The sequence below is a fragment of the Haloarcula salina genome (assembly GCF_049603855.1).
In the GTDB taxonomy this organism is placed as follows: Archaea; Halobacteriota; Halobacteria; order Halobacteriales; family Haloarculaceae; genus Haloarcula; species Haloarcula salina_A.
Map to the genome: position 1 here is coordinate 3,039,059 of NZ_CP187146.1, position 26,369 is coordinate 3,065,427.

At 67.8% G+C, this 26,369-nt stretch carries 29 protein-coding genes; 14 read left to right on the forward strand and 15 right to left on the reverse strand.

The annotated features are described in order from the left end of the window. Positions 1-4: 4 nt before the first annotated feature. The gene (locus ACOZ4I_RS15435) at positions 5-625 is read left to right on the forward strand and encodes a DUF4864 domain-containing protein (protein ID WP_424001089.1); all 621 of its coding nucleotides are present in this window, start codon (positions 5-7) and stop codon (positions 623-625) included. On the opposite strand, the gene ACOZ4I_RS15440 is transcribed toward ACOZ4I_RS15435, so the two are convergent. The 3 genes from ACOZ4I_RS15440 to ACOZ4I_RS15450 are packed head-to-tail and all read right to left on the reverse strand — an operon-like array spanning position 606 to position 3,941. Beyond that, positions 606-1,685 carry a sugar ABC transporter permease gene (locus ACOZ4I_RS15440; RefSeq protein WP_424001091.1) on the reverse strand — a complete coding sequence of 360 codons (1,080 nt, stop codon included), beginning with the start codon at positions 1,683-1,685 and terminating at the stop codon, positions 606-608. The two genes, ACOZ4I_RS15435 and ACOZ4I_RS15440, sit on opposite strands and share 20 nt — an antisense overlap. Continuing rightward, positions 1,685-2,647 carry a carbohydrate ABC transporter permease gene (locus ACOZ4I_RS15445; protein ID WP_424001093.1) on the reverse strand — a complete coding sequence of 321 codons (963 nt, stop codon included), beginning with the start codon at positions 2,645-2,647 and terminating at the stop codon, positions 1,685-1,687. Before ACOZ4I_RS15445 ends, ACOZ4I_RS15440 begins: the two co-directional genes overlap by 1 nt. A 7-nt stretch (positions 2,648-2,654) precedes the next feature. Further along, the gene (locus ACOZ4I_RS15450; protein ID WP_424001095.1) at positions 2,655-3,941 is read right to left on the reverse strand and encodes an extracellular solute-binding protein; all 1,287 of its coding nucleotides are present in this window, start codon (positions 3,939-3,941) and stop codon (positions 2,655-2,657) included. A 206-nt stretch (positions 3,942-4,147) separates the two neighbouring features. Here ACOZ4I_RS15450 and ACOZ4I_RS15455 point away from each other — a divergent pair, with 206 nt between their 5' ends. Together ACOZ4I_RS15455 and ACOZ4I_RS15460 are read left to right on the forward strand one after the other, a co-directional pair. Next, entirely contained in the window at positions 4,148-6,229 is a 2,082-nt protein-coding gene (locus ACOZ4I_RS15455) for an alpha-amylase family glycosyl hydrolase (protein ID WP_424001096.1), read from the forward strand. Positions 6,230-6,328: 99 nt separating this feature from the next. Next, positions 6,329-7,495 carry an ABC transporter ATP-binding protein gene (locus tag ACOZ4I_RS15460; RefSeq protein ID WP_424001098.1) on the forward strand — a complete coding sequence of 389 codons (1,167 nt, stop codon included), beginning with the start codon at positions 6,329-6,331 and terminating at the stop codon, positions 7,493-7,495. A gap of 63 nt (positions 7,496-7,558) precedes the next feature. Here ACOZ4I_RS15460 and ACOZ4I_RS15465 read toward each other — a convergent pair whose 3' ends face one another. Continuing rightward, on the reverse strand, positions 7,559-9,577 hold the full coding sequence (locus tag ACOZ4I_RS15465) for a glycoside hydrolase family 15 protein (protein WP_424001100.1): 2,019 nt from the start codon (positions 9,575-9,577) through the stop codon (positions 7,559-7,561). A 165-nt stretch (positions 9,578-9,742) separates the two neighbouring features. Here ACOZ4I_RS15465 and ACOZ4I_RS15470 point away from each other — a divergent pair, with 165 nt between their 5' ends. Continuing rightward, the gene (locus ACOZ4I_RS15470) at positions 9,743-10,795 is read left to right on the forward strand and encodes a TrmB family transcriptional regulator (RefSeq protein WP_424001102.1); all 1,053 of its coding nucleotides are present in this window, start codon (positions 9,743-9,745) and stop codon (positions 10,793-10,795) included. Positions 10,796-10,820: 25 nt separating this feature from the next. On the opposite strand, the gene ACOZ4I_RS15475 is transcribed toward ACOZ4I_RS15470, so the two are convergent. Both ACOZ4I_RS15475 and ACOZ4I_RS15480 read right to left on the reverse strand, forming a co-directional pair. Beyond that, positions 10,821-11,324 (reverse strand): type IV pilin, encoded by a 504-nt coding sequence (locus ACOZ4I_RS15475; protein WP_424001104.1) that lies wholly within the window; start codon positions 11,322-11,324, stop codon positions 10,821-10,823. 77 nt (positions 11,325-11,401) lie between these two features. Further along, positions 11,402-12,400, reverse strand: coding sequence for a glutathione S-transferase family protein (locus ACOZ4I_RS15480; protein ID WP_424001106.1), 999 nt, complete (start codon positions 12,398-12,400; stop codon positions 11,402-11,404). Between the two features lie 239 nt (positions 12,401-12,639). Here ACOZ4I_RS15480 and ACOZ4I_RS15485 point away from each other — a divergent pair, with 239 nt between their 5' ends. Together ACOZ4I_RS15485 and ACOZ4I_RS15490 are read left to right on the forward strand one after the other, a co-directional pair. Beyond that, positions 12,640-13,173 (forward strand): 50S ribosomal protein L16, encoded by a 534-nt coding sequence (locus ACOZ4I_RS15485; RefSeq protein WP_424001108.1) that lies wholly within the window; start codon positions 12,640-12,642, stop codon positions 13,171-13,173. Positions 13,174-13,346: 173 nt separating this feature from the next. Next, a complete protein-coding gene (locus ACOZ4I_RS15490) occupies positions 13,347-13,544 on the forward strand; it encodes a hypothetical protein (RefSeq protein WP_424001110.1) in 198 nt (65 codons plus the stop codon). Between the two features lie 66 nt (positions 13,545-13,610). Here the strand turns inward: ACOZ4I_RS15490 and ACOZ4I_RS15495 are convergent, their stop codons facing one another. Beyond that, positions 13,611-14,042 (reverse strand): universal stress protein, encoded by a 432-nt coding sequence (locus ACOZ4I_RS15495; RefSeq protein ID WP_424001112.1) that lies wholly within the window; start codon positions 14,040-14,042, stop codon positions 13,611-13,613. A 216-nt stretch (positions 14,043-14,258) separates the two neighbouring features. On the opposite strand from ACOZ4I_RS15495, the gene ACOZ4I_RS15500 reads away from it, so the two are divergent. Beyond that, entirely contained in the window at positions 14,259-15,122 is an 864-nt protein-coding gene (locus ACOZ4I_RS15500) for an ATP-grasp domain-containing protein (protein WP_424001114.1), read from the forward strand. A 91-nt stretch (positions 15,123-15,213) separates the two neighbouring features. Here ACOZ4I_RS15500 and ACOZ4I_RS15505 read toward each other — a convergent pair whose 3' ends face one another. Next, complete coding sequence (locus tag ACOZ4I_RS15505; RefSeq protein WP_424001116.1) at positions 15,214-15,600, reverse strand: Hsp20/alpha crystallin family protein; 387 nt, start codon at positions 15,598-15,600, stop codon at positions 15,214-15,216. A 198-nt stretch (positions 15,601-15,798) separates the two neighbouring features. On the opposite strand from ACOZ4I_RS15505, the gene gap reads away from it, so the two are divergent. Further along, on the forward strand, positions 15,799-16,803 hold the full coding sequence (gap, locus tag ACOZ4I_RS15510) for a type I glyceraldehyde-3-phosphate dehydrogenase (RefSeq protein WP_424001118.1): 1,005 nt from the start codon (positions 15,799-15,801) through the stop codon (positions 16,801-16,803). A gap of 319 nt (positions 16,804-17,122) precedes the next feature. Next, positions 17,123-18,328 carry a phosphoglycerate kinase gene (locus ACOZ4I_RS15515; RefSeq protein ID WP_424001120.1) on the forward strand — a complete coding sequence of 402 codons (1,206 nt, stop codon included), beginning with the start codon at positions 17,123-17,125 and terminating at the stop codon, positions 18,326-18,328. Here the strand turns inward: ACOZ4I_RS15515 and ACOZ4I_RS15520 are convergent. Further along, positions 18,325-18,483 (reverse strand): hypothetical protein, encoded by a 159-nt coding sequence (locus ACOZ4I_RS15520; RefSeq protein ID WP_424001122.1) that lies wholly within the window; start codon positions 18,481-18,483, stop codon positions 18,325-18,327. The genes ACOZ4I_RS15515 and ACOZ4I_RS15520 overlap by 4 nt on opposite strands. 127 nt (positions 18,484-18,610) lie before the next feature. On the opposite strand from ACOZ4I_RS15520, the gene ACOZ4I_RS15525 reads away from it, so the two are divergent. Further along, positions 18,611-19,189: a riboflavin synthase gene (locus ACOZ4I_RS15525; RefSeq protein ID WP_424001124.1), complete on the forward strand. Its 579-nt coding sequence runs from the start codon at positions 18,611-18,613 to the stop codon at positions 19,187-19,189. Positions 19,190-19,193: 4 nt separating this feature from the next. Here ACOZ4I_RS15525 and ACOZ4I_RS15530 read toward each other — a convergent pair whose 3' ends face one another. Beyond that, positions 19,194-20,228, reverse strand: coding sequence for a PrsW family intramembrane metalloprotease (locus tag ACOZ4I_RS15530; protein ID WP_424001126.1), 1,035 nt, complete (start codon positions 20,226-20,228; stop codon positions 19,194-19,196). 140 nt (positions 20,229-20,368) lie between these two features. Here ACOZ4I_RS15530 and pdxT point away from each other — a divergent pair, with 140 nt between their 5' ends. Then, a complete protein-coding gene (pdxT, locus tag ACOZ4I_RS15535; RefSeq protein WP_424001128.1) occupies positions 20,369-20,962 on the forward strand; it encodes a pyridoxal 5'-phosphate synthase glutaminase subunit PdxT in 594 nt (197 codons plus the stop codon). 36 nt (positions 20,963-20,998) lie between these two features. Beyond that, complete coding sequence (hisE, locus tag ACOZ4I_RS15540) at positions 20,999-21,295, forward strand: phosphoribosyl-ATP diphosphatase (protein WP_424001130.1); 297 nt, start codon at positions 20,999-21,001, stop codon at positions 21,293-21,295. 39 nt (positions 21,296-21,334) lie between these two features. On the opposite strand, the gene ACOZ4I_RS15545 is transcribed toward hisE, so the two are convergent. Together ACOZ4I_RS15545 and ACOZ4I_RS15550 are read right to left on the reverse strand one after the other, a co-directional pair. Then, complete coding sequence (locus tag ACOZ4I_RS15545) at positions 21,335-21,463, reverse strand: hypothetical protein (protein WP_277815046.1); 129 nt, start codon at positions 21,461-21,463, stop codon at positions 21,335-21,337. A 76-nt stretch (positions 21,464-21,539) separates the two neighbouring features. After that, a complete protein-coding gene (locus ACOZ4I_RS15550) occupies positions 21,540-21,857 on the reverse strand; it encodes an ASCH domain-containing protein (RefSeq protein ID WP_424001132.1) in 318 nt (105 codons plus the stop codon). A 102-nt stretch (positions 21,858-21,959) separates the two neighbouring features. Here ACOZ4I_RS15550 and ACOZ4I_RS15555 point away from each other — a divergent pair, with 102 nt between their 5' ends. After that, positions 21,960-22,958 carry an NOG1 family protein gene (locus ACOZ4I_RS15555; RefSeq protein WP_424001134.1) on the forward strand — a complete coding sequence of 333 codons (999 nt, stop codon included), beginning with the start codon at positions 21,960-21,962 and terminating at the stop codon, positions 22,956-22,958. Between the two features lie 17 nt (positions 22,959-22,975). On the opposite strand, the gene ACOZ4I_RS15560 is transcribed toward ACOZ4I_RS15555, so the two are convergent. From ACOZ4I_RS15560 to ACOZ4I_RS15570, 3 genes are all read right to left on the reverse strand, one after another. Further along, on the reverse strand, positions 22,976-23,689 hold the full coding sequence (locus ACOZ4I_RS15560) for an SIMPL domain-containing protein (protein ID WP_424001136.1): 714 nt from the start codon (positions 23,687-23,689) through the stop codon (positions 22,976-22,978). Between the two features lie 61 nt (positions 23,690-23,750). Continuing rightward, positions 23,751-25,031 (reverse strand): TIGR00341 family protein, encoded by a 1,281-nt coding sequence (locus ACOZ4I_RS15565; protein ID WP_424001138.1) that lies wholly within the window; start codon positions 25,029-25,031, stop codon positions 23,751-23,753. A gap of 61 nt (positions 25,032-25,092) precedes the next feature. Further along, complete coding sequence (locus ACOZ4I_RS15570; protein WP_424001140.1) at positions 25,093-25,374, reverse strand: hypothetical protein; 282 nt, start codon at positions 25,372-25,374, stop codon at positions 25,093-25,095. A gap of 143 nt (positions 25,375-25,517) precedes the next feature. On the opposite strand from ACOZ4I_RS15570, the gene engB reads away from it, so the two are divergent. Beyond that, positions 25,518-26,135: a GTP-binding protein EngB gene (engB, locus tag ACOZ4I_RS15575; RefSeq protein WP_424001142.1), complete on the forward strand. Its 618-nt coding sequence runs from the start codon at positions 25,518-25,520 to the stop codon at positions 26,133-26,135. Positions 26,136-26,369 lie beyond the last annotated feature (234 nt).

Here is a 26,369-nt window from a genome sequence, read left to right on the forward strand (position 1 = left end):
CCGTATGTCACCACGCGCGGCTCCGCTCGTCGCCCTCGCCGCGCTCGTCCTGCTGGCCGGGTGCGGAGCGCTGTTCGGCGGGGGACAGACCGCGGCCGAACCGACGGTGACGCCCGCGTCCGTTCCGACCGACGAGACGCCAGACGGAGCCGCGAAGGGGGCGGCCCTCCAGGGAGGCGAACGGGAGTACTGGGGCAACGTCACGGCCGCGAACGCGTCGACCGTGACACAACCGCGAGTGCTCGACCTGCGTCCGAACTGCCGGCGGCCGCCGGGACTGGTCGTCAGTATTCAGGTGCTCGCGCTGCGGAACAACGAACCGACGACGAACGAGGGGATCAACACGACCTGGCACTTTGCCGCGCCGTCGAACCGGGCGGTCGCGGGGTCGTACGACAACTTCGTCGAGACGATACGGCGGGGCTTCCGGCCGCTGTTGAACGCGACGGCGGTCCGGTACGGGCCGCTCGACCGGGAGGGGGACACGGCCACCCAGCCGGTCACCGTCTTCGACGCGACCGGGACGGCGACGGCCTACACGTGGTACCTCGAACGCCAGACCGGCACGCGCTACGAGGGCTGCTGGATGACGACCGGCGTGGCCGCTACCCCTCCATCCCGCTGAAGGAGAGGCCGCCCTCGATGTAGCGCTGGGCGAACAGGTACGCCAGCATCACCGGCGAGGCGAAGGTGAGCGCGAACGCCGAGAAGCGCGCCCACGGGATGGAGTACTCGTCGACCAGCGCGTACAGGCCGACCGGGAGCGTGTAGTTCTCCGTGCCGAGCAGTGTCTGGGCGACGACGAACTCGGTCCAGCCGGTGAGGAAGACGAAGATGAACACCGTCGCCAGCCCGGCGGTCGACATCGGGATGATGACCTCCGTCACCACGCGCCACGGCGGCGCGCCGTCGACGACGGCGGCCTCCTCGTAGGAGACCGGGATACCGTCCATGTACGTCTTCAGCAGCCACGTGTTGAACGGGACGGCGGTCGCCGCGTAGTACACCGCGAGCGCGAGTTTGTTGTCGTTGATGCCGAACTGGACGTACAGCGCGTACATCCCGATGAGCAGGGCGACACCCAGGCCGCCGCCGACCTGCGTCATCAGCACGTAGACGAACAGGATCTTCCGGCGGAAGAGGAACTCGCGCCGGGAGAGCGCGTACGCCGCCGGGACGATGAGCGACATCGCGATGAGCACCGTCGGGATGGCGACGGTGAGGCTGTTCCAGAGGAACCGCTTGAACTCCGAGGGACGGTCGACGCCGTAGTCGGAGGCGTCGAGCAGTTCGAACCCCGGGGTCTGGAACACGACGGCGAGGTCGGTGAACGGAATCCCGGCCGAGACGGTGTACGCCGGGAGGATGAGGTCGCCGACCACCCAGACGAAGGGCTTGAGCGTCGGTTCGGCGGGGAACAGCGTGAAGCTCTCCGAGGTGTACAGGGAGCTCCCGGACCCGGAGAGGGCGGCGGTCAGGATCCAGTAGATGGGAAAGAGCAGCGCCAGCACCACCAGCGTCGCCCCGATGGTCGAGAGGACGACCTTGAGGACCGCAGAGGCGGGCAGTTCGCCCCGCCGGACCGCCCGAACCGTGTACGACCAGTTGCGGAGCGTCCGGGCGGGCGTCGCGGCGATAGTTCGCACGTCGCCGGCGAGCTTCCGCGCGATGGCGTCGAACAGCATCAGTCGCTCACCCCGTCGGCGAGGCGGCCCTTCTTCACGTTCAGCCACATGAACGCGCCGATGAAGGCCAGCGCGACGATGCTGATGGCCGCGCCGCGGCCGTACTCCTGGAAGGCGAGGGCCTCGCGGTAGCCGTAGACGACGATGAGTTCGTTGGCCCGCGCGGGACCGCCCTGGTTGAACACGTACGGGATGAGGAACTGCTGGAACGACGCCGCAGAGGTCAGAATCGACGCGAACAGGACGGGCCGTTTGATCGACGGCAGCGTGATGTGGGCGAACCGAGCGAGAAAGCCCGCGCCGTCGACGACGGCGGCCTCGTGGAGTTCCTCGGGCACGTCCTGGAGCGCGCTGACGGTGATGATGACCATGAACGGGTACGCGAGCCACGCCTCCGTGACGTTGTAGGCGACGAAGGCGGTCCAGCGGCCCGACAGCCACGCCACCGTTCCGAGACCGACGGCCGACAGCAGCTGGTTCATCAGGCCGAACTGCGCGGAGCTGAAGATGCCGCGCCAGACCGTGATGGTGAAGATCGGCGGCAGGCCCATCGGGAAGATGATGAGCGCGCGCAGGAGGCGCTTGCCGCGGACCAGGTCGCTGGTGACGACGAGCGCGATGGCGAGGCTCACGCCGATCTTGAGCGTGACGCTCGTGGCCACGAACAGCCACGTCACGCCGAAGGAGTTCCAGAACTGCGGGTCGGTCAGCACGTCGGCGTAGTTGCGCAGGCCGACGAACGCCGCGTCGCCGAACGTCAGGACGCCGACGACGCCCTCGCCGGCGAAGAGGTTCGCCGGGTCGGCGTTGGTGACGGAGATGCCGACCAGGTAGAGGACGGGAAACAGCATGAACGCAGAGAAGACGAACAGCCCGGGCAGGACGAGCAACAGCGAGGCATCTCCCCGCTCCAGGAACGGGACGGACTCAATGCGGTCGGCGGCGCGTGTGACCGTGCTCATGGACCCCTCACTCCCACTTGCTGCGGATCTCCTCGGCGGCGGTCGAGAGCGCCTGCTCCGGCTCGGCGTCGCCGTTGAAGGCCTTCGTGAGGGCCGTCTTGACCGGGGCCCAGACCTTGTTCATCCGGGGGTCGGTCGGCATCGGGACGCCCTGACTGACCGTCTGTGAGTAGGTCTGGACGGTCGCGGGGAGTTCGTCGCTGCCGACGAGGCTGTCGAGGACCGGGATCGAGCCCTGCTCCTCGGCGAGGCGGAGCTGGTGGTCCTCGTTGGTGGCGAACCACTCGACGAACGACCGGGCGGCCTCGGCGGAACTGCCGCCATCGCTCATCGCGGACGCGAAGTACCACATCGAGATACCGGTGTAGGGGCGCACCTGCCCGCCGTCGATCTCGGGGAACGTCGCCACCTCGTAGTTGATGTCGTTCTGATTGAGCATCGCGAGGTACCACGGCCCGTTGACGGCGAAGGCGGCGTTGCCCTCCGAGAACGCCGCGGCCTGTGGCTCGTAGGTCGGGTCGTTGGGCATGTACGGCCGGAGGGTATCGAGCGCGAACTGCAGGCCCTCGACGGAGGCGTCGGCGTCGATGCCGAGCGCGGGGTCTTTCTCGGGGTCGAAGTAGTAGCCGCCGAAGGCCTGGATCCACCCGCTGGTGAAGTAGGGGTCGAACGGCGCGGCCAGCCCGTACTGGCTCTTATCGGGGTCGTGGTAGTCCTCCATCGCCGCGACCATGTCGTCCATCGTCTCGGGGGCCTCGTCGACGATGTCCGCGTTGTAGATGAGCGTCACCGTCTCCGCGGAGTGAGGCAGGCCGACGACCGCCCCGTCGTACTGGACGGCGCTCGCGGCGGCGTCCGAGAACTGGTCCAGACTGACCGAGAGCTGATCGGACTGGTCGACGACGAACTCGCGCTGGGAGTAGTCGCCGACCCAGTCGTGAGCCCACTCGAATATCTCCGGACCCTGTCCGGCCGGGATGGCGCTGGTCGTCTTGTTCTCCATCTTCGAGATGTCCGATCCCTCGATCGCGTACTCGGTCTGCTCGCCGAACGACGCGATGGCGTCCTGTCGGGCCGGGAGCTCGGAGTCCTGGAGCTGGTACCACGCCGTCGCGGTCCCGCCGGACGAACCGCTCGCCGTGCCGTCCGCACCCTGACTGGAACCGTCGCCGGACCCGCCGCCCGTCGCCGTCCCGCCCGAGCTTCCCTGTTCCTGCACGCTACAGCCCGCGAGGGCCGCAGCCGCGGCGACGCCACCAATTCGCTCGAGTACCGTTCGTCGTTCCATCGTCATGAGTGGATATTGGATGAAATAATGCTTCACAACTTAAATCATTCGGATTGGACAAATACAATGATGATAGATTTCGTCGTCGATTCGGTCGTCGGGGTTCGTGTAGCTAGCAGGGAGGCTGGCCAGCATCTATATTTGATGAGATATTCATTCGCAGTTCGATTCGAAGCGTAACACTCAGGTGACCCACTGTGCACCGTTGGCGTATGCACCACCCAGGACCGCCACGGTTCTGCGCCGTCGGCGAATCGGTCGAACTAGCTCCCCGCCGGCCCGATCCCGACGCGACCGCAGAGTGGACGCTGCGCGACCGGCCGGCCGGGAGCGCGGCGACCGTCGGCGACGGGCCGGTCTGTCACCTCGAACCCGACGCACCCGGGACCTACCGGGCCGAATTGCGCACGGACGGCGCGACGCACGTCCAGACGGTCCGTGCGTTCCCCGCAGTCAGGGAACCGGCCCGCTTCAGCGTCGACGCGGCGGACTTCGAGGGTGAGCCGCCGACCGACGCGGATCGGGCCGTCGTCATCGGGCAGTTCAACGACTTCACCATGGGGACTCACTGGGCCGAGCGAGACGGTGACGAGTGGGCGATCGAGACCGACCTGCCGCCGGGGACCCACCGGGCCACGTTCTCGTTCGACGGGTCGTTCGCGGACACGGCGACCGACGAAGTGACCGTCGAGGGCCCCGGCAGACCGCGCGTCGAACTCGCCGGCGAGGTGGTCGGCGATGACCTCGTCGTCACCGCTGACGCCCGCGCGGCCCCGTCGGGCGGCGACCCCACGGTGGAGTTCCACCTCGACGACCGCGACGCGCTGGAGGAGGGCGCGGTGACCGTCGACGGCGACGAACTCCGGGTCCCGGTCGACGCCCTCCCCGAGTCGGCGCAGATACACGCGGTCGCCGTCGCCGAGCGCCACGGCGTCGCCGACACGCTCGTGGTAGAGCGTGGCGGCGCGATGAGCGACCCAGAGCGGAGCGTCACGGTTTCGCGGCCCGCCGACCCACCGGCGTGGGCCGCGGACGCGACGATCTACGAGATATTCGTCCGCTCGTTCGCCGGCGAGACCGTCGACACCACCTTCGAGGCCATCGAGCGGCGGGTCCCCTACATCGAGTCGCTGGGCGTCGACGCGGTGTGGCTCACGCCGGTGCTGTCGAGTCCGACCCGCCACGGCTACCACATCACGGACTTCTTCGACACCGCCGACGACCTCGGCTCGCGCGAGGCGTTCGCGTCGCTCGTCGAGCGCCTCCACGCGGCCGGCATCCGCGTCGTCTTCGACCTCGTGATCAATCACACCTCGCGGGACCACCCGGCCTTCCAGTTGCACCGGGCCGGCGTCCCCGAGTACGCCGACTACTACGAGCGCGTTCCCGCCGAGCGCGACATCTCGGACGTGGACTGGGCGGGCGAAGACGCTCCGGGCTATTACTTCAACTGGACGGGCATTCCGAACCTGAACTACGACTCGCTGGCCGTCCGACGCTGGATGCTCGACGTGGTCGACGAGTGGCGCGACGTGGTCGACGGCTTCCGCTGCGACGTGGCCTGGGGCGTCCCCCACGGCTTCTGGAAGGAGGTCCGCGACCGGGTCAAAGCGGCGGACTCCGACTTTCTCCTCCTCGACGAGACCGTCCCGCGGGACGCCGCCTTCGCCGAGAACGAGTTCGGCGTCCACTACGACACGGACCTGTTCGACGCGCTCCGCGACGTGGGCCGCGGCGACGAACCGGCGAGTACGGTCTTCGACGCCCTCGACGCCTCGATCGAACGAGGCTATCCCGACCGGACCGGGCACATGCGCTACGTCGACAACCACGACGAGGACCGCTACATCGCAACGTGCGGGGCCGGGGCGTTGCGTGCGGCCGTCGGCGCGACGTTCACCCTCCCGGGCGTGCCGATGATCTACGCGGGACAGGAGCGCGGCGTCGCGGCCCAGCGCGGGACGATGCGCTGGCACGACGGCGACGCCGCCCTCACCGACTTCCACCGACGGCTGGTGGCGCTGCGTGACGACCACCCGGCGTTGCGCGCGCCCGGACTCACACCGGTCTCGCACGCCGTCGAGAGGGGCGAGGCCGACCGAGTCGTCGCCTACGAGCGCGCCGACGAGACCGAGTCGCTGGTCGTCGTCCTGAACTTCGGCGCGGAACCGGCCACGGTGGCCGTCGAATGGCCCGTCGGCGAAACAGACCTCCTCAGCGGCGAGCGGGTCGTCGACGACGGCTGCCTCCGGGTCGAGGACGTCGTCGTCGTTCCGGTCCGCGACGGCGACTGACGGGCGCGGGCCGCGAGCACCGCGTTGACGACGGTCGCCGAAAAACTTCTATGAAAAATCCCATCAAACTTATTAGCCGAGAGTGAGACACCCACTGTAATGGCGAGTCTCGAACTAGAAGCGCTTCGAAAGGAGTTCGACGGCGGTTCCATCGTGGCGGTCGACGACATCGACCTGTCTATCGACGACGGGGAGTTCGTCACGGTGGTCGGCCCGTCGGGCTGTGGCAAGTCGACGACGCTGCGGATGGTCGCGGGGCTGGAACGGCCGACGAGCGGACGTATCCGCATCGGCGGCGAGGACGTGACCGACGTGCACGCGCGCCACCGCGACGTGGCGATGGTGTTCCAGAACTACGCGCTGTACCCGCACAAGACCATCGAGCAGAACATGGCGTTCGGCCTGCGGATGAGCACCGACCTCTCGGCCGCCGAGCGCGAACAGCGCGTCACCGAGACGGCGGAGATGATGGGCATCGGGGACCTGCTCTCGGACACCCCCGACCAGCTCTCCGGCGGACAGAAACAGCGCGTCGCGCTCGGCCGGGCAATCGTCCGCGAGCCCGACGTGTTCCTGTTCGACGAGCCGCTGTCGAACCTCGACGCGAAACTGCGGACGACGATGCGGACCGAGATCCAGCGCCTGCAGGAGGAACTGGGCATCACGGCCGTCTACGTCACCCACGATCAGGAGGAGGCGATGACGATGGGCGATCGGATCGTCATCCTCAACGACGGGAACCTCCAGCAGACCGGGCGGCCGAAGGAGGTGTACGAGAACCCCGCCAACCGCTTCGTCGGGGGCTTCGTGGGCTCGCCGTCGATGAACTTCCTCGACGTGACCGCCGAGCCGACGGGCGACGGCGTCCGCCTCACCGACGAGGACGGCGCGTTCGCCTACGACCTCACCGGCGGTCGCGCCCAGGCGTTCGGCGACATCGAGGGCGGCTCGTACGTCCTCGGCGTCCGCCCGGAGGACGTCTCGGTGGCCGACGGCGACGCGCGCGACGGCGTGCCGGCGACGGTCGACGTGCTGGAGCCGGTCGGCAGCGACAACTACCTGTACCTGGACCTGGGCGACGGATCGGGCGGCTTCGACGGCGACGACTCGCCCGCGTTCGTCGCGCGGGTCAGCGCCGACGTGGAGCCGGCCGTCGGCGAACAGGTCCGAGTGGTCTTCGACGAGTCCGCCGTCCACCTGTTCGACCCGCGGGACGGCGAAGCGGTCACCGCGGCAGCGGAGCACGCGGCCGCGACTCCGCGGTAGCTGTCGAGAGCGCTGTTTCTCGCCGTCTCCGATCAAATAAAATCCAGACCCGCCAGCGACCACTCACTCGGCCGCGCGCGCCGGTTCGGCCCGGTACTCCTCGGCCGCCGAGAGCTCGGCGACCGTCGCCAGTCGGAGGGCGTGGGGCCAGCCCAGCGGCGTCCCGCAGTCCGGCGTACCGTCGTCGAACAGCTGTTCGGGCAGGTAGCCGGTGGACTGGACGAGCGACCCGCCGGGCAGAATCTCGGCGAGCAGGTCCCGGGACCGCGCGTAGGCCGGGGCCGCGCGGGCGTCGCCGCGGTCGCGCAAGAGCGCGCCCAGTTGTGCTGCCGCGTTCGCCCCCCACGCGGTCGAGACCGTCCAGACTTTCTCCGCGTCCTGCGTGTCGCGTCGCCAGTCGTCGTCCTCGAAGCGGATCAGTCCTCGGATATCGCCGGTGTCCCGCTCGAGGCCGTCGAGCGTCGTCTCGACGTGGGTGACGAGCCGGTCGAGCGCGTCCGGGGAGAGGCCGACGACCTCGTCGGCGGCCCGGAAGGCCTCGACCAGCGCGAGCGTGGCGGAGTCGAGGCGGTCGTCGACCCGCCCCTCGTGTTCGCGGAGCGCGTAGCGGTCGCCGGTCCAGAGTGCGTCGAGGCCCGACAACACCGCCTCCGCCTGCACGCGGGCGTGGTCCCGGAGCGCGGTACAGACCGGCGCGCGAGCGACGGCCGCGTAGGCGGACAGGAAGGTGGCGGCGGTGTGAGCGAACCGGCCCTGCATGTTCTCCCAGGCGTTCTGGCACGCGACGGGGAGGCCGTCGTCGGCCAGCGTGTCGTCGATGCTCTCGACGGCGCACCCCAGCGCAGACTGGATGCGGTCCGTGTCGAGGGGGTCGCCGGTCCGGCAGAAGTCGGCGAGGAACGTCGTGACGCTCGCGGTCTGGTCGGCCTGGTAGTCGGCGTCGGTTCCGCGTTCGAGGCGGGCGTTCGCCCACCCCGGCGCGAGCGTCTCGTCGCCCGGCCAGACGCGGTGGGGCCAGCTCCCGTCGTCGCGCTGTGTCCGGCAGTAGAAGTCGGCGGACCGCTGGAGCCAGCGGCACAGGTCGAGGTCGAACGTCTCGCTGGCTTCGAGCAGGAACCCCGAGATCTCGGCGTCGTCGCGGAACCACGTGTAGCCGTAGCCGCCCGAAGTGACGTAGAACGGGTCGAAGTCGGGCGCGGCGATGCGCGCGCCGTTGGCCGCGGACAGCAGCGACAGCACCCGGAGGTCGGCGACGACGCACTCCCGTGCGGGCGTGTCGTCGGGGACCCGCCAGCGGCGTTGCGTCCGGCCCGCCTCGGCCAGCGTGTCCGGCGTGTAGTGGTCGCCCGCCAGTCGGTCGACGGTCGCCAGGGCGGCGTCGCGGTCGGTCCGCGTCGCGTCCGTCAGCAGCGTCGCGAGCGTGACGCCGCCGTCGCGAAACGGCGCGGTCAGCGAGACGCCGCCCGTCAGCGTCGTGTCCTCGTAGCGGCGCTCGCCGGTCGCGCGCGGGAACGGAACGGGGTCGTCGTCGAGCAGTTCGGGGAGCCGCTCGGGGATCTGGCCATCGACGGCGTCGAAGTCGGTCGAGACGGCGACGTAGTCGTGTTCCGTGCGGTGGTAGGCCTCGACGGCCCCGTCGTGGACCAGCAGGCTCTGCTGGCCCTCCCGCCCGTCGGGGGCGAAGCCGACGAACGCCCGGAGGGAGACATCGTCGGGCGCGTCGCCCCGGAGTTCGAACCGGGTGATGTGAGCGCGTTCGATGGTGCAGTCGGTCTGGACGACGGCCCAGTCACCGCGGTCGTGGACGGTCTCGACGGCCCCCGACTCGCGTCGGTAGCGCTGGTCGGCGCCCGCGTCGAACCACGCCGTCGCGTCCGTCTCGACGCCGAACCGCGAGCGGTCGATGCCCGTGAGCCCGCAGAGCGGATAGGAGTAATCGCGCAGCGATCCGTCGCCGTCGACGTGAACGAGCCTGTCGTCGAGGCCGCTGAATCGGCCGGTCGTCGAGCGTCGTTCCCCCGGGAACTGCCGACCGCGGTCCCGCGTCCGCTTGAAATCGTTGAGCGCCGTCCGAAGCGTCATTAGGAGAACGCACCACGCCGAGAGATATAAAATATGGTGTAATAGTTTTTCATAGTTATAGCATCGACTGTCCCGCCGGACCCAGCGTGGGGTTCGGATCGGCGGTCTCGACCCCACACGGCACCGAAACACAGTTATCCGACACCCATAACAGGAACACAAGGAATGGACGATTCGACACTCAGCGACAGACTCGCGCAACTGGGCCTGTCGGACAAGGAGGTCGACACGTACCTGTCGATCCTCCAGAGCGGGGAGGCCACGGCAAGCGAGATCGCCGACGACACCGGGGTCTCCAAGCGGTACGTCTACAGCATCAGCAATTCGCTGGAAGACCGCGGGTTCGTCGCGGTCAACGACCACGTCGTCCCGACGACGATTCGCGCCCGCCCGCCCGAGGAGGTCGTCGACTCGCTGACCGACAGCCTCGAAGAGATGGGCGGCGCGCTGGACGAGCGCTACTCGGAGAGCGTCAAGGAGCCCCAGCAGTTCGACGTGATCAAGTCCCGAACGACGGTCGTCAAGCGCCTCACCGAGTACATCGCCGACGCCGACCACGAGATCATGCTGTCGGTCCCCCAGCAGTACCTGCCGGAGGTCGGCGAGGAGCTGGCGGCGGCCGTCGACCGCGGCGTGCTGGTCATGCTGGTCGTCAGCAGCGCGGACGGCTTCCGGGCCGAGGACGCGGCCGGCCGGGGAACGGTCGTCCGGGCCTGGGACCACGAGATGCCGATCATGCTCACCGTCGACGCCCAGTTCGGGCTGGTGTCGCCCGCGGAGATGGTGACCCGGACGAACTCCGACCAGCGGGCCATCGCCTTCGTCCAGCGACAGCTCGTTCCGGTCCTGTCGGGGTCGTTCCTCGGGAACTACTGGCCGATGGCCGAGGAGGTGTTCGTCGCCGACCCCGCGCCGCTCCCGGCGACCTACCGCGACTTCCGCCACGCCGTCCTGCAGGCGACGCTCCGCCAACGTGCGGGCGAGACAGTCCGGGCCGCCGCACAGGTCAGCCCGGTCCAGGCGGACGACGACCCCGGGCGCGTCGAGGGGAGCGTCGTCGAGACGCGACAGGGACTCGTCGAACCACACACCAACGCCTACCCGATCGAACACTCGCTCGTCGTCGACGTGGGGGACCGGACCGTCACGCTGGGCGGCTCCGGGTCCTTCCTCGAAGACTACGAGACCGACGCGGTGACGCTGTCGCTCGAAGAGTGAAAACGGTCGCAGTTCCCGCGAGCAGTCAGGTCCGCCGGCTCGGTTCCGGCCAGCGATAGAGGACGTAGGTCTCCGCGTCGGGGTCGTTCTCGGGCGTCCACACCAGTCGCAGCGTCGCGTCGGTCAGATCCAGGTGCTCGCCGGAAGCGACGCCCGAGAACTGCCCGGCGTGGATCGAGAGTTCCGTCCCCGCGGAGACGGCCGCCGGTGCTTGCGACTGGATTGGGTCCCCGGTCAGCGTCGCGTCGCTACCGTCCGAACTCGCCGCGCCCGTGACGGCGATCGACAGGGTCTCGCGGTCGAGCACGTCGCCGCTCTCGAACGTGAGGTTGAGGTACTCGCCGTTGCCGGTCGTCCGCTCGTCGTAGTCGGCGACGACGGCGACCTGCGGGGCGGCGGTCGGCTGTCGGTCGGTGAGGTCCAGGGCGAACGCCCCGGCGACTGCCGCGAGAACCACCGCGATACCGACGAGCATGACGACACCGACGACCGGACTCGCACCCCTGCTACCTCCGGGAACCCGACTCATTGGGCTACCTGAGGACTACCCACTGATAAACGTCGCTCCCGGCTCGGCGTTCGATATTCGACGCGGTGGCCGCCGGTTCAGGCCGTCACCAGGAGGTCATCGGGCAGATCACCGTCGAGCGCGTCCCGGTCGTGGGCCGCCTCGAAGTCCGGGTCGGGGCCCTTCGGGATGATCCGCTTCGGGCTCACGTCGGGGTGGGTCGTGTAGTAGTGCTCCGTGATGTGGTCCATGTTCACCGTGTCGGCCACGCCGGGGAGCTGGTAGAGGTCGCGCAGGTACGGCCAGAGGTTGTCGTACTCGCGGATGAGCCGGTGGTTGCACATGAAGTGGGTGTGGTACACCTCGTCGAATCGCACCAGCGTCGTGAACATGCAAATGTCCGCTTCGGTCAGGCGGTCGCCGGCGAGGAAGCGCTGGTCTTCGAGCACGTCGTCCCAGTGGTCGAGCGCGTCGAACAGTTCCTCGACGGCCTCGTCGTAGGCCGACTGGCTCTCGGCGAAGCCACAGCGGTAGACGCCGTTGTTGATCGGCTCGTAGATCTCGTCGATGATGCGGTCGACCTCGTCCTGGTACCCGCCGGGATAGAGGTCGACGTCGTTCTCGGCAACGTCGTCGAACGCCACGTCGAGCATCCGAAGGATCTCCTCGGACTCGTTGTTGACGATGGTCTCCTCCTGTGTGTCCCACAGCACGGGGACGGTCACGCGACAGGTGGCGTCCGGGTCGGCCGCGACGTAAACCTCGCGGAGGTAGTCCGCACCGTTTTCGGTATCTTCTGTACAGCCCGCCTTCTCCGGCGTGAACTGCCAGCCGTCGTCATCGCGGTACGGGTCGACCACGTCGACGCTGATGGCGTCTTCGAGTCCCTTCAGCGTCCGCGCCAGGAGCGTCCGGTGGGCCCACGGGCAGGCCAGCGAGACGTAGAGGTGATACCGGCCGGCCTCCGGCTGGAAGCGCGCGTCGGGGTCGTCGCGGACCCAGTCCCGGAAAGTGGTGTCCTGCCGGTCGAACGCCCCGTCGTCGTCCGTGGTCTCGTACGCGTCGGTCCGCCACTCGCCGTCGACGAGCATGTTCATCGTGCCGGTCGGTTGGCGCTGGACGGGGATAAACACCCGAGCGAGGTAACGGCGGTGTCACCGGACGGGGATCCGAACCGGTCGCGCCGTCGCCATGACGCCGTTGCGCAGACCTGCCGGCGACCGCCGTGGGCCCGCTCTCCCGGCGCGTCGGGGCCGCGTGCCACACTCCGACACGCCGCCGGCCCGCTTCGAAGGCCTTATTGGGCCGCTCGGCGACGTATTCGCCAAGAGTACCTATGTCGGACAAACCTGCCTCGATGTACCGGGACATCGACAAGCCCTCGTACACCCGACGCGAGTACATCACGGGCATCCCCGGTTCGAAGATCGCACAGCACAAGATGGGTCAAAAGCAGAAGGACGCAGACGAGTACCCCGTCCAGATCAGCCTCATCGTCGAGGAGTCCGTCCAGCTGCGTCACGGTTCGCTGGAGGCGTCCCGCCTGTCGGCCAACCGCCACCTCATCAAAGAACTCGGCGAGGAGGGCGACTACAAGATGACGCTGCGGAAGTTCCCCCACCAGGTCCTGCGCGAGAACAAGCAGGCGACCGGTGCCGGGGCCGACCGTGTCTCCGACGGGATGCGCCAGGCGTTCGGAAAGATCGTCGGCACCGCCGCCCGCATCCAGGCCGGCGAGCAGCTCTTCACGGCGTACTGCAACGTCGAGGACGCCGAGCACGTCAAGGAAGCGTTCCGCCGCGCGTACAACAAGATCACTCCCTCGTGTCGGATCAAGGTCGAGCGCGGCGAAGAGCTGCTGATCGCGTAACTCGAGCAGCGTCGTTTTCTCGCCGTGCAGTGCGTGGAGAGCGGAACGGCTGACGAGTCCACAGTCTTCGTTTGTCCAACGGTCTGTGACGTCGAGTCGCGCCGGACCGACCCAGTTGCCGCGTGCTAACACTACCCACAATATTCTTGCTCCCGTCCCGCGTACCACGAGGTATGGCACTCCGACTCGTACTTCTGGTCCTCGGTGTCCTCGAACTGCTCCGCCCGCGGAAAGTCGTCGACTTCTGGATGGGGATGGCCGCGACGAACGGCGACGAGGTCGACCTGCGGCCGTGGGTGTACAGCGCCGCCCGCGTCGAGGGCGCACTCCTCGTGCTATGGGCGCTCAAACGTGGCCGCGGTGGCAAGTGACTCGGCGGTACTGCAGGGGAGAAGCGCCCACCGATCTGCGTGAAACGGCGGCGTTGACAGCGACCGCTACGCCTCGTCTGACAGTCGGACCGTCAGGACCGGGGCATCCGCCGTCCGGACGACGTTCTCCGTGACACTTCCCAGCAGATAGCGGTCCAGTCCGCTCCGCCCGTGGGTACCCATCACGATCATGTCGACGCCCTCGGCGTCGGCGTAGCCGACGATCTCGTCGTGGGGGTCGCCCTCCCGGCGCGCGCTGACGACCGGGCAGTCGCGGTCCCGGATCCGCGCGACCGTCTCGTCGACGACGCGGTCGCCCTGTTCGGTCAGCGCTTCGACGGTCGTCGCGTCCGCGGCCGCGTTCCCGAAGTACGTCGTGTCGACGACGTAGAGCACGTGCAGCGTCGCGCCGTGCGTCTCGGCCAGTTCGAGCGCGTGCGCCAGCGCCTCGTCCGCGCCGTCGCTCCCGTCGGTCGGGAAGAGGATATCATCGTACATACATGGGAGATTTCGCGTAAAGAGCGTAATAAACACCCGACGATTCCCCGAGTTTCAGAATGGATGACAAAATTTGCCAGAGTTAGTGGCCGTTCACCCATCTCAGAGCCGGCGGAGAACGTCCACCGGGTGCAGAGAGCAGCGGACACCGAACCGGTAACTGGAGAAGGGCGGAGACTGCGAGCGGGTTTTACCGCTCCGGGCTAACTGGGACCTATGCTCAGGCTCGCCGTCGCCACAGCGGCCGAGACGTTCGAGCGGATGCAAGCGCCGCTCGCGGCTAGAGACATCGAGGTCGGCCACGTCGAGACCGAGGAGCGGACGATCCCCCTCGACGCGTCGCCGTTTGCCGATTACGACGTGGGGTTCGTCTATCCCTCGCGAATCATGGAGGGCGGCGTGGCCGACGCGATGCTCGACGTGCCGTGGGTCAACGACCGCGAGGCCATCCTGCGGTCGCGAAACAAAGCCGACGTGCTGGCGCGACTCGGCCGGGCGGACGTGCCCGTCCCCGAAACCGTCGCCGTCTCGAACCCGGCGAGCGAGGCGGACCTGACGGCGGCCTTCGAGCGGTTCGACCCGCCCGTCGTCGTGAAGCCGAACTCGACGACCCGCGGGGTGGGCGTGACGACGGCCCACGACCTGGACTCGTTTCTCGGCGTCGTCGACTACCTCGACCTGGTCCACGACTACCGCGCGGTCGGGGACCGCTCCTTCCTCGTGCAGGAGTACCTCCCCGACGCCGCGGACTACCGCGTGATGGTCGTCGACAGCGAGTACGTCGGCGCGGTCCGTCGGAGCCTGCCGGACGACGCCCGCGAGCGCGGCCGGTGGAAGCACAACGTCCACCGCGGAGCGGACGCCGACGGCCTCGACCTGCCGGCGGACCTGCGGGACCTCGCCGAGCGCGCGGCCGACGTGCTTGACATCCCGTACCTCGGCGTCGACCTGCTGGTGACCGACGACCGCGCGGTGGTCAACGAGACGAACGCCCGGCCGACTATCGACGCGGCGACGAAGTACGAGGACGGGTTCTGGGACGACCTGGCGGCGCTGATTCGAGAGACGGCGGGCGAATAGCGGCGTCGCTCGGCGTGGTCGATACCGAACCAGCTCGGGAGTGTCGTCGAGTGCCGCGCGGCGGAAAACGGGCGAGACGGGACGGCGGCGATTACAGTTCGATGTCGGCGGAGTCCTCTTCGCGGTCGAACGTGACCTCGAGGATGCCGTTGTTGTACGTCGCGGCGGCGGAGTGCTCGTCGACGCGGGACGGGAGCGTGAGGCGCTCGTGATAGTCGCGCTGGGCGCTCTCGGCGTTGATCGTCAGCACGGTGCCGTCGCATTTGAGGTCGATGGCGTCCTTGTCGACGCCCGGCACGTCGGCCACGACCCGGATCTCCTCGTCGGTCTCGTGGACGTCGACGTGGAGGTCGACGTCGTTCCCGCCGGTGTCGCGGTCGATGTGTACGTCCCCCTCCGACCCCATCATCTCGTCCATCATCCGTTCAATCTCGCGGAAGAACTCGTCGAACGGGTCGTCGCGGTCATCGCGTCTCATCCTTGAACGGTATAGGTTCGTCCGTTTCAAAAGCCTTCTGACGCGCTCAACACCTGCACCGATCAGCGCCGAACCGAGAGCCCGCGACGCCTCAAACGGACCGATACAAACATTTCCTGCCCGATCGCTCATAAACAAAAACGATTTACAACAAATCCGAAAACATTTTACACTGACCGACAGCCTATCTAGACAGCAATGAGTGAGCCAGTCCGCGTCGGCCTGAACGGCTTCGGCCGTATCGGCCGCAACGTATTCCGCGCATCGCTGGAGAACGACGCCGTCGACATCGTCGGCATCAACGACGTGATGGACGACGACGAGATCGACTACTTCGCCCAGTACGACACCGTGATGGGCGAACTCCCCGGTGCCAGCGTCGACGACGGCGTCCTCACGGTCGAGGGGACGGACTTCGAGGCTGGCGTCTTCCACGAGACTGACCCGACAGAGTTGCCCTGGGACGACCTCGACGTCGACGTGGCGTTCGAGGCGACGGGCATCTTCCGCACGAAGGAGGACGCGAGCCAGCATCTCGACGCCGGCGCTGACAAGGTCGTCATCTCCGCGCCGCCGAAGGGCGAGGAGCCGGTCAAGCAGATCGTCTACGGCGTCAACCACGACGAGTACGACGGCGAGAAGGTGGTCTCGAACGCTTCGTGTACGACCAACTCCATCACCCCGGTCGCGAAGGTGCTCGACGAGGAGTTCGGCATCGAGGCCGGCCAGCTGACCACGGTCCACGCCTACACCGGCTCCCAGAACCTGATGGACGGCCCGAACGGCAAGCCCCGTCGCCGCCGCGCCGCCGCCGAGAACATCATCCCGACCTCGACCGGGGCCGCGCAGGCGACCACCGAGGTCCTGCCCCAGCTTGAGGGCAAGCTCGACGGGATGGCCATCCGCGTCCCGGTCCCGAACGGCTCCGTCACCGAGTTCGTCGTCGACCTCGACGAAGACGTGACCGAGGGCGACGTGAACGCCGCCTTCGAGGAAGCCGCCGAAGGCGAACTGGAAGGCGTCCTCGGCGTCACCGACGACGACGTGGTCTCCTCGGACATCACGGGCGACCCGTACTCCTCGCAGGTCGACCTCAAGTCGACGAACGTCGTCGGCGGGATGACGAAGATCCTCACCTGGTACGACAACGAGTACGGCTTCTCGAACCGCATGCTCGACGTGGCCGAGTTCATCACCGAGTAGCCAGCCACCGGCTCTCGGCGCGGCGATTCTCGCGGCTCACTGACGGACAGTCGGGAAAACGTTTATAGCAATTCTTATCGAACGATGGGAACACACGGAGTCTCGCACGAATGCAGCGACTCTGTGTGCCTGTGCTGTCGACCTGGCGACGCCACTCGTGACCCGGTGGTGAGCCAGTGAGGCGGTCGACAGACTCCCCCCATTTCCCCCCCACTTTCCCGACTGATCCGGTGTCCGAACAGCTCCGCCGCTGGGGCCAGCGGGGCCGCGGATCCCGACTCGGAAACCGTTAAGCGGCCGGCAGGTAACCTCTCGAGTGATGACTTTCCAGACGCTCGACGACCTCGACGACGGCCAGCGCGTCCTCGTCCGCCTCGACCTCAACTCACCGGTCGAGGACGGCGAAGTACAGGACAATCGACGGTTCGAACGCCACGCCGAGACGATCAGCGAACTCGTCGACCGTGGGTTCGAGGTCGCCGTCATGGCCCACCAGGGCCGGCCGGGTCGCGACGATTTCGTCTCACTCGCCCAGCACGCCGACATCCTCGCCGAGCACATCGACCATCCCGTCGCGTTCGTCGACGAGACCTACGGCCCGCAGGCGATCCACGACATCGCCGACCTGGAGTCCGGCGACGTCCTCGTCCTGGAGAACACGCGGATGTGCGACGACGAACTCCCGGAAGAAGACCCCGAAGTGAAGTCCCAGACGGAGTTCGTCCAGACGCTCAAAGACGAGTTCGACGCGTACATCAACGACGCCTACTCGGCGGCCCACCGCTCGCACGCCTCGCTGGTGGGCTTCCCGCTGGTGATGGACGCCTACGCCGGCCGCGTGATGGAGACCGAGTACGAGGCCAACACCGCCATCGCCGAGAAGGAGTTCGACGGGCAGGTCACGATGGTCGTCGGCGGGACGAAAGCCACCGACGTGATCGACGTGATGACCCACCTGGACGAGAAGGTCGACGACTTCCTGCTGGGCGGCATCGCGGGCGAACTGTTCCTGCGCGCGGCCGGTCACCCAGTCGGCTACGACATCGACGACGCGAACCTCTACGACGAGCAGTGGGAGAAAAACAGCGAGAAGATCGAGTCCATGCTCGCGGACCACCGCGATCAGATCACGCTCGCGGTCGACCTCGCTTACGAGGACGATGACGGGAGCCGCGCCGAGCAGGCCGTCTCCGACATCGAGGAGAAGACCGTCTCCTACCTCGACGTGGGCAGCGAGACGGTCATGGAGTACTCGCCCGTCATCCGAAACTCCGAGGCCGTCTTCGTGAAGGGCGCGCTCGGGATGTTCGAGGACGAACGGTTCTCGGTCGGGACCGCGGGGGTCCTCGAAGCCATCGCCGAGACGGACTGCTTCTCCGTCGTCGGCGGCGGCGACACCTCGCGGGCCATCGAGATGTACGGCATGGAAGAAGACGAGTTCGGCCACGTCTCCATCGCCGGCGGCGCGTACATCCGGGCGCTCACCGGCGCGGAGCTCATCGGCGTCGAAGTCCTCTCGCGTTAGAAGCGGCGTTTCGTCTCGGCGTGTCGGTCGTCCCACTCTTCGACCACGTCGTCGGGAACGCGGACGACCGGCCGCGTCTCGCTCGGTTTCGTTCGCGCGTGTCGTGCGGTCCACTCCCGGTCGTCGTCTTCGGCTGGGGGACCCGTCTCGGGCATGCCTGCTGATACCCGTGCTGGCGATAAATTCCTTTCGACAGTTGTCGTAAAAATGTACTCGACTCCGAGTAGTAACTGGAGGCAGCGGAAGCGAAGCGCTTTCCGCCCGCCACGCCGAATCCGGCGTATGTTCACCGGCATCGTCGAGGCGACCGGCGAGGTCCAGGCAGTCGTAGACGTCGAGGGTGGCCGCCGCGTTCGCATCGGCGCGCCGTTCGAGGGCCTCAGTCACGGCCAGTCGATCAGCGTCAGCGGGGTCTGTCTCACCGTCGAGAAGGCCTCCGACGGTGAGTGGTTCGAGGTGTTCCTCGCCCGCGAGACGCTCGACCGGACGTTCTTCGACGACCTCTCGGGTGGAGACAGCGTCAATCTGGAGCGGGCGATGCCAGCCGACGGCCGCTTCGACGGCCACGTCGTCCAGGGCCACGTCGACACCACCGCCGAGGTCGTCGCTATCGAGGAAGAAGGCGAGGACTGGACGTTCACGTTCTCGCTGCCCGAGGCCCACCGGGACTATCTCGTCGAGAAGGGGTCGATCACCGTCGACGGCATCAGCCTGACCGTCGCCGACCGGCGCGAGGACGCCTTCGACGTGGCGATCATCCCGACAACGTACGCGGAGACGACGCTCTCCGAGAAGTCGGTCGGGGACCCGGTTCACCTCGAAGTCGACGTGATCGCGAAGTACGTCGAACAGCTCTGTTGAGCGGCTACGGGTCGAACTCGGTCCGTTCGGGCCGCTGGTCGCTCGACTCCGCCGGGGCGTGTGCGCGCTTGTACGCCTTCCGGTAGGCGTCGAGCTTTCGCAGCAACAGGAGCCCGAAGATGGAGTCGTAGACGATGACGAAGCCGAAGAAGGCCACGAGGAAGTTCACGTCGTACAGCGTCGCGAGCACCGTCGTCACCGGACCGGCCAGCGTGTTGTACACCGCGTGGATGAGCGCGGCGATCAGCAGGCCCTTCAGGACGATGGGGCCGGCGTCGTCCGGGTTGAACTTCGCCAGTCCGAGGTAGTAGCCCGCGAAGGCCGAGTAGATGACGTGGCCCGGGCCGGCAAGCGCCCGCACCGCGGTGATGTCGCCGCCCTCTGCCAGCACGTTGAGCGTCCCGGTGACCATCTCGGTGTTCTGCGTGATGTACAGCGCGTTCTCGATGGTCGCGAAGCCGAGTCCCGCGGCGGCCCCGTACACCGCGCCGTCGACCACGGCGTCGAAGCGGTCGTCCCGGAAGGCGTACAGTCGGACGGCGAGCAGTTTCACGCTCTCCTCAACGGGGCCGACGATGAGGAAGAAGAAGAACACCTGCCCGAGAAAGGGGACGAGGCCGAACCCGGACCCGATCGCCTGGACCGGATACCCGAGGAAGGCGTTGAGCAGGCCCGCAAAGCCCGCGAACAGGACGCCGAGCAGGAACGTGCCGACGAGCAGCGTCAGCGGCTCCGACGTGGTCACGTCGGCGTACCAGATGTACGCGGCGAGACCGAGCGCCGGAACCGCCGAGAGGAGCGCCATGCCGGCGAACAGCGGCTGATTCCCGAGCGCGCCGAGGCTACCGAACAGGAGTTGCAAGAGCAAGATAGCGAGGGCGGCGATAATGACGAGCCACCGGAGCGCCCAGAGCCCCACGTGATAGAGCCAGTGGACGAACCGATCGAGCGTCGATCGCGGCTCCCAGTTCGCGATTTCGTAGAGGTCCGCCGACCCATCTGCGTTGGCTTCCACCGGGTCGCGCCGTCGCTGTCCCATATTCCCGGTGAAGTCCCGGCCACACCTAACCGTTTGGCTCGCGACGGCACGACGTGCCGGTCACCGCCGAGCGGAGCGCTGCAGTCCGCACACGTGCCAGAGACGAGAGACTTTTCGCGCAGGCCCGCCAAGAGCTTGGTATGACGCTACGCGCGGGTGTTCTCGCAGTCCAGGGCGACGTGTCCGAGCACGCGAGCGCCATCGAGCGGGCCGCGGCGGCCCACGACCAGACAGCCGAAGTCGTCGAGATCCGAGAGTCGGGGCTGGTCCCCGACTGCGACGCGCTGTTGCTCCCGGGCGGGGAGTCGACGACCATCTCGCGGCTCGTTCACCGCGAGGGCATCGACGAGGAGATCGTGGCCCACGTCGACGCCGGCAAGCCGGTACTGGCGACCTGTGCCGGCCTCATCGTCAGCGCCACGGACGCACAGGACGACCGCGTCGACACGCTGAACGTCATCGACGCGTCGGTCGAGCGCAACGCCTTCGGCCGGCAGAAGGACAGCTTCGAGGCCCCGCTCGACGTGCGCGGACTCGACGAGCCGTTTCCCGCGGTGTTCATCCGCGCGCCCGTCATCGACTACGTGGGCGAGGGCGTCGACGTGCTCGCGACGTGGGACGAGCGCCCCGTGGCGATCCGCGACGGGCCCGTCGTCGGCACGTCCTTCCACCCGGAACTGACCGACGACCCCCGCATCCACGACCTCGCGTTCTTCGACTCGGTCGAGTCGTAGCGACGGCCTGAAGGCCCCGCTCGCCGAACTCCGGCCATGAGCGACGCCACCGGCGACGTGATCGACGAACTGTTCGCCGTCATCGAGGACCGCAAGGCGAACCTCCCGGAGGACTCCTACACGACATCGCTGTTCACCCACGAGAAGGGCGAGAACGCCGTCCTGGAGAAGCTCGGCGAGGAGACGACGGAGCTGATTCTGGCGGCGAAAGACGACGACCGCGAGGAACTGGCCCACGAGTCCGCCGACATCGTCTATCACCTGCTCGTCCTGCTCGCGATGAAGGACATGGACGTCGACGACCTGCGCGCGGAACTGGCCGAGCGGCGGTAACGAAGGGACGCGCCCGGCGGAGGCTCGACCGCGGCGCGGTCAGTCGTCCCCGTCTCGCGTCTCGCTCAGGTGCTCCCAGATTTCGGCACAGCCACAGCCGTCCTCGACGGCGGCCAGGTGCTCGCGGTCGGGGTCGTCGGCCTTCGGCGTCGTGATCGTCTCGGTCATTGGAGTTACTATCCGTTACCGGTGTAGATAAGGGTTGTCTGCGTCGCGCTGACAGCCGTCCTGCTCGAGCGCCGCGTTACGATTCGACCGGTTCGAACCGGTGGCGGACGACCTCGCTGTCGTCGTCCCACTCGAAGCTCCCGTGGACGCGTTCCAGCCGCTCCCGGTAGGCGTCGAGGTCCGCGGACCCCTCGCGCCGGGCGTCCTCGTCTGTCAGGTCCCCGAGCGTCCGGTGGGTCACGTCGGTGACTTCGAACGCCGTGCCGTCGATTTCGAAGGTGTCGCCCTCCTCGGCGTACTGGTGGCCGCGGTGCAGTTGGGTGACGCGCCCCTCGGCGGCCAGCTGCTGGACGCGATCGTTGGGCAGGAGTTCGCCGGCGTCGATCTGAGCCATACGGGGACTGCGGGCGCGACGCCCAAAAGCGTGGCTCGCACCGGGTTCGGTGTCGCGGGTGCGAGTGAACGCGTTTTTACCCGCTGGCCGTCAACGGCGTCTATGAGCCATCCCTTCGAGGGTCTGCCGACGACGCCGACGTCCGAGGAGCTCCTGGACAAGGCGTTCTCGCGGGCGTCGCGCGCCGGCGGAGCCAAGGACGGGAACGAGGCCCAGCAGTCGATGCTGATGACGGCCTCGAACATCGTCTCGGACAATCTCGCGAACGTGGTGACTGCGTGGCCGACGATCGACGACCTCGACCCCTTCTACGTTGAACTCGCCGACGCGGTCATCGGCGAGGCCTACCCGGCGGACGACGATCCCGGCATCGACGCGCTGAAGCAACGCCTCGCCGAGATTTCCTGGGCGTCCCGAAAGACCAAGGAGATCCGACAGGAGTACGAGAGCCGCGTGGCGCGGGGCGACATCGACACCGCCCGCAAGCTCCGCAAGCAGGCCTTCGCCCGCATCGCCGACGTGGTCGAGGAGGTCGAAGACGACCTCGCGGCCGTCTCGACAGCCCGCGACGCGCTGAAAGACGTGCCCGACATTCGGCCGGACGAGCCGGCCATCGTCGTCGCGGGCTACCCGAACGTCGGCAAGTCGTCGTTCGTCAACCGCGTCACCCGGGCCGACAACGAGATCGCCTCGTACCCGTTCACGACGACCCAGCTCCGGGTCGGTCACTTCGAAGACCAGCGGATCCGCTACCAGCTCGTCGACACCCCCGGTCTGCTTGATCGGCCGCCAGAGGACCGAAACGAGATCGAGTCCCAGGCCGTCAGCGCGCTCGAACACCTCGCCGACGCGGTGCTCGTCTTCGTCGACCCGAGCGGCGAGTGTGGCTACCCGCTGGAGGACCAGCTCGAACTCCGGGACGCCATCGCCGACCGCTTCGACGTGCCGGTCCTGACGATTGCGAACAAGAGCGACATCTCGACGGCGGTCGAGGCGGACCACTACATGAGCGTCACGGAAGAAGACAACGTCGACGGCGTGCTTGAGGCGGCCATCGACGCCGTCGGCTACGAGATCGAACTCCCGTTCGACGACGAGTAGGTCCGCTGTTCAGTTTCTCAGTCCAGTTCGTAGGTCACGCTGACCGCCGCGTCGACGGTGACGGTCCCGGGCTCGATGCTCGTCCGCCCGCCGGCGTCACCGGCGGCGGCCGTCTCGGCGTACACGACGTAGCGCCCGCTGTCGCTGGTCTGGATCGAGACGGCGCTCCCGACAGTCCGTCCCTCCGCGCCGGCGACGACTTCGGCGTCGCTCCGGGCGCGGTCCATCGCGGTCGTCAGCGCCTCTTCGCGCGCGCTCTGGCGCGTCTCCTCGCTCAGCGAGTAGCGGATGCCGTCCACTCGGTCGGCCCCCGCGTCGACGGCCGTGTCGACGAGCGTCCCGACCGACGAGACGTTGCCGGTCTCGGCCTCGACGGTGTGGATGGCGACGTAGCCGACCTGTTCGCTGCCCGTCTCGGTCCGTTCGTACTCGGGGCGGATCTGGAAGCGCGAGGACGTGACGTTCGCGCCCGCGTCGTCGAGCGCCGACGTGATGGCCTCGGCGTCGCCGGTCAGGTTGTTCCGGGCCGCCTCGGCAGTCTCGCCGCGGCCGACGGCGGCCACGGTGACGGTCGCGCGGTCCGGCGCGCGCTCGACGGTGGCGTCCGCGCTGACGCTGACGGTGGAGTTCGTCGACGCCGCCTGCGCGCCAGTGTCCGCGAGTGCGAACCCGACGCCGCCTGCGACGGCGAGTGCCAGTATCCCAACCAGTGCGAGTGATCGTGACTGCATAGGAGTGGAGACACCTGCAACGGTATTTAGCTCATCGGACGGTCAAAGCCGGATTTGAGCGTCAAGCGGCCCGCTCGACGGTGACGTAGTGGATCTCTGTGATCACGTCGCGGCCGGCGGCGTCGTCGGCGACGGCGTCGAGTCTGTCGAGCAGGGATGGTTGGGGCGTCCCGGGCGGCAAACCGACCGTAACGACGACGCGACGGGGTTGCTGGAAGATAGCGGTGTTCGTGTACTCGACCTCGACCGAGAGGACCCTCGCCGGCGACTCGACGGTTCCCTCGACGCCCTCGCGGATGTCGGACTCCGTCGTCGCCCGCTGGAAGGAGTCGAGCGTGACGCCGCCGAGGAACGCCGAGAGGACGAGAATCGACAGCACGAGGACACCGATACGCGTGATCGTCGCGGACCGGGCGTTGCCCTCGCGGAACCAGTGTTCGGGCCGATAGCCCTGGTACCAGAGCCCGACGAGGACGGCGAGGTTGATCGAGAGGACGTTCACCAGCACGAGGACGGTGGAACCGAGGCTCACGAGCGGCTGGCCCCACGCGATGCCGATGCCGACCGTCGCCGCCGGCGGGATGAGCGCCACGGCGATCATGACGCCGACCAGCGCCGTCGAGACGCCGCTGGTGAGGCTCAGGACGCCGGCCGCGCCGGCCCCGAGCGCGACGACCAGCGAGAGGAAGTCGGGTGCGACGCGCTCGCGGACCTGACCGACCGCCGTCACGTCGGCGAGCGGTGGGATGACGTTGGCGTAGCGGACGAACAGCGCGAACACGGTTGCGCTGGCGATGGCGAGCCCCAGCCCGAACACCTGGAGCTTGACGCCGCGGACGAACAGGTCGTGGTCGTCGACGACGGTCCCGACGTTTGCGGTCATCGCCGGGCCGATGAGCGGAGCGATGACCATCGACCCGACGACGACGGCCGGCGAGTCGAGCAGCAGGCCGGCGGTGGCGATGACGGCGCTGATGATCGTCATCAGCGCGTAGATCGGGAGCGACGGCGCGAGGTCGCGCGCCTTCGTCGTCAGTTCCTCGCGCGCGATGCGGTCCTCGTCTTCCTCCTCGGCGTACTTCTCCTGGAGCTGTTCGAACCGCCGGGAGATGACGGTGTTCGCGTCGACGACGACCGTGTAGGCGTCGTCGTCGATGCCCACGTCCCGCAGGTCGTCGAGAACGGGTTCCAGCGCGTTGGTCGGCAGCGGGAACGAGACGACGGCGGTGTACTCCCGGCCGCTGGTCTCGTCGGAGACCACGTAGTCGATGCCCTCGTCGTCTAACGTCCCCAGCACCGCCTCGCGCTTGCCCGCCGGGATCGTGATCTGTACCAGCCGCACGGCTCTCGGTGGGGTCTCCGGCGACAAAAAGGCGGCTGGTCACGGCGCGGCCATCCAGCGTTCAGCGGAAGTGGCGGTTCGCCAGCAGGTACGCGACGAGCCCCAGCGTGGTCGTAAGTGTCGCGAGCGGGATCTCGTCGCGGTAGAACCGGTGGCCGCCGTAGAGGGTGGCTGCACCGGCCGGAACCGCGGTCAGCCAGGCGACTGCCGTCGGCTCGACGGCGGCCCAGCCGCTGTCACCGGCGAGCACCACGCCGACGAACACGGCCACCGGTAGGCCGACGGCGACGCCGTCGAGCAGCGCCATGAGGGCCACGGTGAACCGACTCCCGCGATACGCCATACGTCGCCGGTCGTGACGGCTCGTGAAATCGCTTTCCCCACCGTGGAACACACAGTCACGGACCGCCGCCCCGGTGTCCGGGGAAGGCCAGACCGTCCGCCGCGAACGGACGCGCTTTTCCCCGCTGGCGGCCTACCACGGATATGTTCGAGACGCGACCGGACCGGGACGCCGAAGTGGTGCTCGTCGGCCGGTCCAACGTCGGCAAGTCGACGCTGATGCGGGAGGTGACCGGCCACACGTTCGACACCGGGCAGCGCCCCGGCGTCACCCGCTCGCCGAACCACTACGACTGGGCAAGCGCGGACTTCGTCATCACGGACCTCCCCGGCTTTGGCTTCATGGACGGCGTCCCCGACGACGTTCGCGAGCAGATCAAGACCGACGTGGTCCAGTACGTCGAGGCCAACGCCGAGAAGATCCTCGTCGGCATCCTCGTCGTCGACGGGAAGTCCGTCGTCGACATCATCGACCGCCACTCCGGGCCGGACGAGATTCCCCACGACGTGGAACTGTTTCACTTCCTCCGTGAGGTCGGCGTCGAACCGGTCGTCGCCGTCAACAAGATGGACAAGATCGACGACCGCGACGAGCGCCTGAACGACCTCTGTGACCGCCTCGGCCTCCACCCGCCCTGGCAACAGTGGCAGGAGACGATTGCCCCCATCAGCGCCAAACGCGGGTCGATCGGCCCGCTGAACGAGGCGGTTCGAGAGCACCTCCACGAGGCGGGCCGCGACGACTTATTCCAGTTCTTCTGACGACAAGATCGACTTACCGCTCGCTCAGATCGCCGGAATAGTACGGTCTCGGGCATGAGTATTCTGGTAATCCGAGAGTACTCGTCGCGCGATCACGACGGTAACGTGCCGCGATTGCCTGTGATAACTTTTGACATATATAAGAATATATGAATCTCTCATACGGTCAATGACGATGAGTTGCACGAGCAATCGAATCGATCTTCGACCGGGCCGACGGTGGCGGGAGGCCCC

Bases quoted from the DNA above. Each gene is read 5' to 3' on its own strand.
- ACOZ4I_RS15520 (WP_424001122.1), bottom strand. From the start codon at position 18,483: ATGCCCGAGACGGGTCCCCCAGCCGAAGACGACGACCGGGAGTGGACC.
- ACOZ4I_RS15485 (WP_424001108.1), top strand. From the start codon at position 12,640: ATGTCGGACAAACCTGCCTCGATGTACCGGGACATCGACAAGCCCTCG.
- ACOZ4I_RS15495 (WP_424001112.1), bottom strand. From the start codon at position 14,042: ATGTACGATGATATCCTCTTCCCGACCGACGGGAGCGACGGCGCGGAC.
- ACOZ4I_RS15515 (WP_424001120.1), top strand. From the start codon at position 17,123: ATGACTTTCCAGACGCTCGACGACCTCGACGACGGCCAGCGCGTCCTC.
- ACOZ4I_RS15470 (WP_424001102.1), top strand. From the start codon at position 9,743: ATGGACGATTCGACACTCAGCGACAGACTCGCGCAACTGGGCCTGTCG.
- ACOZ4I_RS15455 (WP_424001096.1), top strand. From the start codon at position 4,148: ATGCACCACCCAGGACCGCCACGGTTCTGCGCCGTCGGCGAATCGGTC.
- ACOZ4I_RS15550 (WP_424001132.1), bottom strand. From the start codon at position 21,857: ATGGCTCAGATCGACGCCGGCGAACTCCTGCCCAACGATCGCGTCCAG.
- ACOZ4I_RS15480 (WP_424001106.1), bottom strand. From the start codon at position 12,400: ATGAACATGCTCGTCGACGGCGAGTGGCGGACCGACGCGTACGAGACC.
- ACOZ4I_RS15570 (WP_424001140.1), bottom strand. From the start codon at position 25,374: ATGGCGTATCGCGGGAGTCGGTTCACCGTGGCCCTCATGGCGCTGCTC.
- ACOZ4I_RS15445 (WP_424001093.1), bottom strand. From the start codon at position 2,647: ATGAGCACGGTCACACGCGCCGCCGACCGCATTGAGTCCGTCCCGTTC.
- ACOZ4I_RS15440 (WP_424001091.1), bottom strand. From the start codon at position 1,685: ATGCTGTTCGACGCCATCGCGCGGAAGCTCGCCGGCGACGTGCGAACT.
- hisE (WP_424001130.1), top strand. From the start codon at position 20,999: ATGAGCGACGCCACCGGCGACGTGATCGACGAACTGTTCGCCGTCATC.
- ACOZ4I_RS15525 (WP_424001124.1), top strand. From the start codon at position 18,611: ATGTTCACCGGCATCGTCGAGGCGACCGGCGAGGTCCAGGCAGTCGTA.
- ACOZ4I_RS15505 (WP_424001116.1), bottom strand. From the start codon at position 15,600: ATGAGACGCGATGACCGCGACGACCCGTTCGACGAGTTCTTCCGCGAG.
- pdxT (WP_424001128.1), top strand. From the start codon at position 20,369: ATGACGCTACGCGCGGGTGTTCTCGCAGTCCAGGGCGACGTGTCCGAG.
- ACOZ4I_RS15560 (WP_424001136.1), bottom strand. From the start codon at position 23,689: ATGCAGTCACGATCACTCGCACTGGTTGGGATACTGGCACTCGCCGTC.
- ACOZ4I_RS15490 (WP_424001110.1), top strand. From the start codon at position 13,347: ATGGCACTCCGACTCGTACTTCTGGTCCTCGGTGTCCTCGAACTGCTC.
- engB (WP_424001142.1), top strand. From the start codon at position 25,518: ATGTTCGAGACGCGACCGGACCGGGACGCCGAAGTGGTGCTCGTCGGC.
- ACOZ4I_RS15500 (WP_424001114.1), top strand. From the start codon at position 14,259: ATGCTCAGGCTCGCCGTCGCCACAGCGGCCGAGACGTTCGAGCGGATG.
- ACOZ4I_RS15530 (WP_424001126.1), bottom strand. From the start codon at position 20,228: ATGGGACAGCGACGGCGCGACCCGGTGGAAGCCAACGCAGATGGGTCG.
- gap (WP_424001118.1), top strand. From the start codon at position 15,799: ATGAGTGAGCCAGTCCGCGTCGGCCTGAACGGCTTCGGCCGTATCGGC.
- ACOZ4I_RS15475 (WP_424001104.1), bottom strand. From the start codon at position 11,324: ATGAGTCGGGTTCCCGGAGGTAGCAGGGGTGCGAGTCCGGTCGTCGGT.
- ACOZ4I_RS15460 (WP_424001098.1), top strand. From the start codon at position 6,329: ATGGCGAGTCTCGAACTAGAAGCGCTTCGAAAGGAGTTCGACGGCGGT.
- ACOZ4I_RS15545 (WP_277815046.1), bottom strand. From the start codon at position 21,463: ATGACCGAGACGATCACGACGCCGAAGGCCGACGACCCCGACCGCGAG.
- ACOZ4I_RS15465 (WP_424001100.1), bottom strand. From the start codon at position 9,577: ATGACGCTTCGGACGGCGCTCAACGATTTCAAGCGGACGCGGGACCGC.
- ACOZ4I_RS15555 (WP_424001134.1), top strand. From the start codon at position 21,960: ATGAGCCATCCCTTCGAGGGTCTGCCGACGACGCCGACGTCCGAGGAG.
- ACOZ4I_RS15435 (WP_424001089.1), top strand. From the start codon at position 5: ATGTCACCACGCGCGGCTCCGCTCGTCGCCCTCGCCGCGCTCGTCCTG.
- ACOZ4I_RS15450 (WP_424001095.1), bottom strand. From the start codon at position 3,941: ATGACGATGGAACGACGAACGGTACTCGAGCGAATTGGTGGCGTCGCC.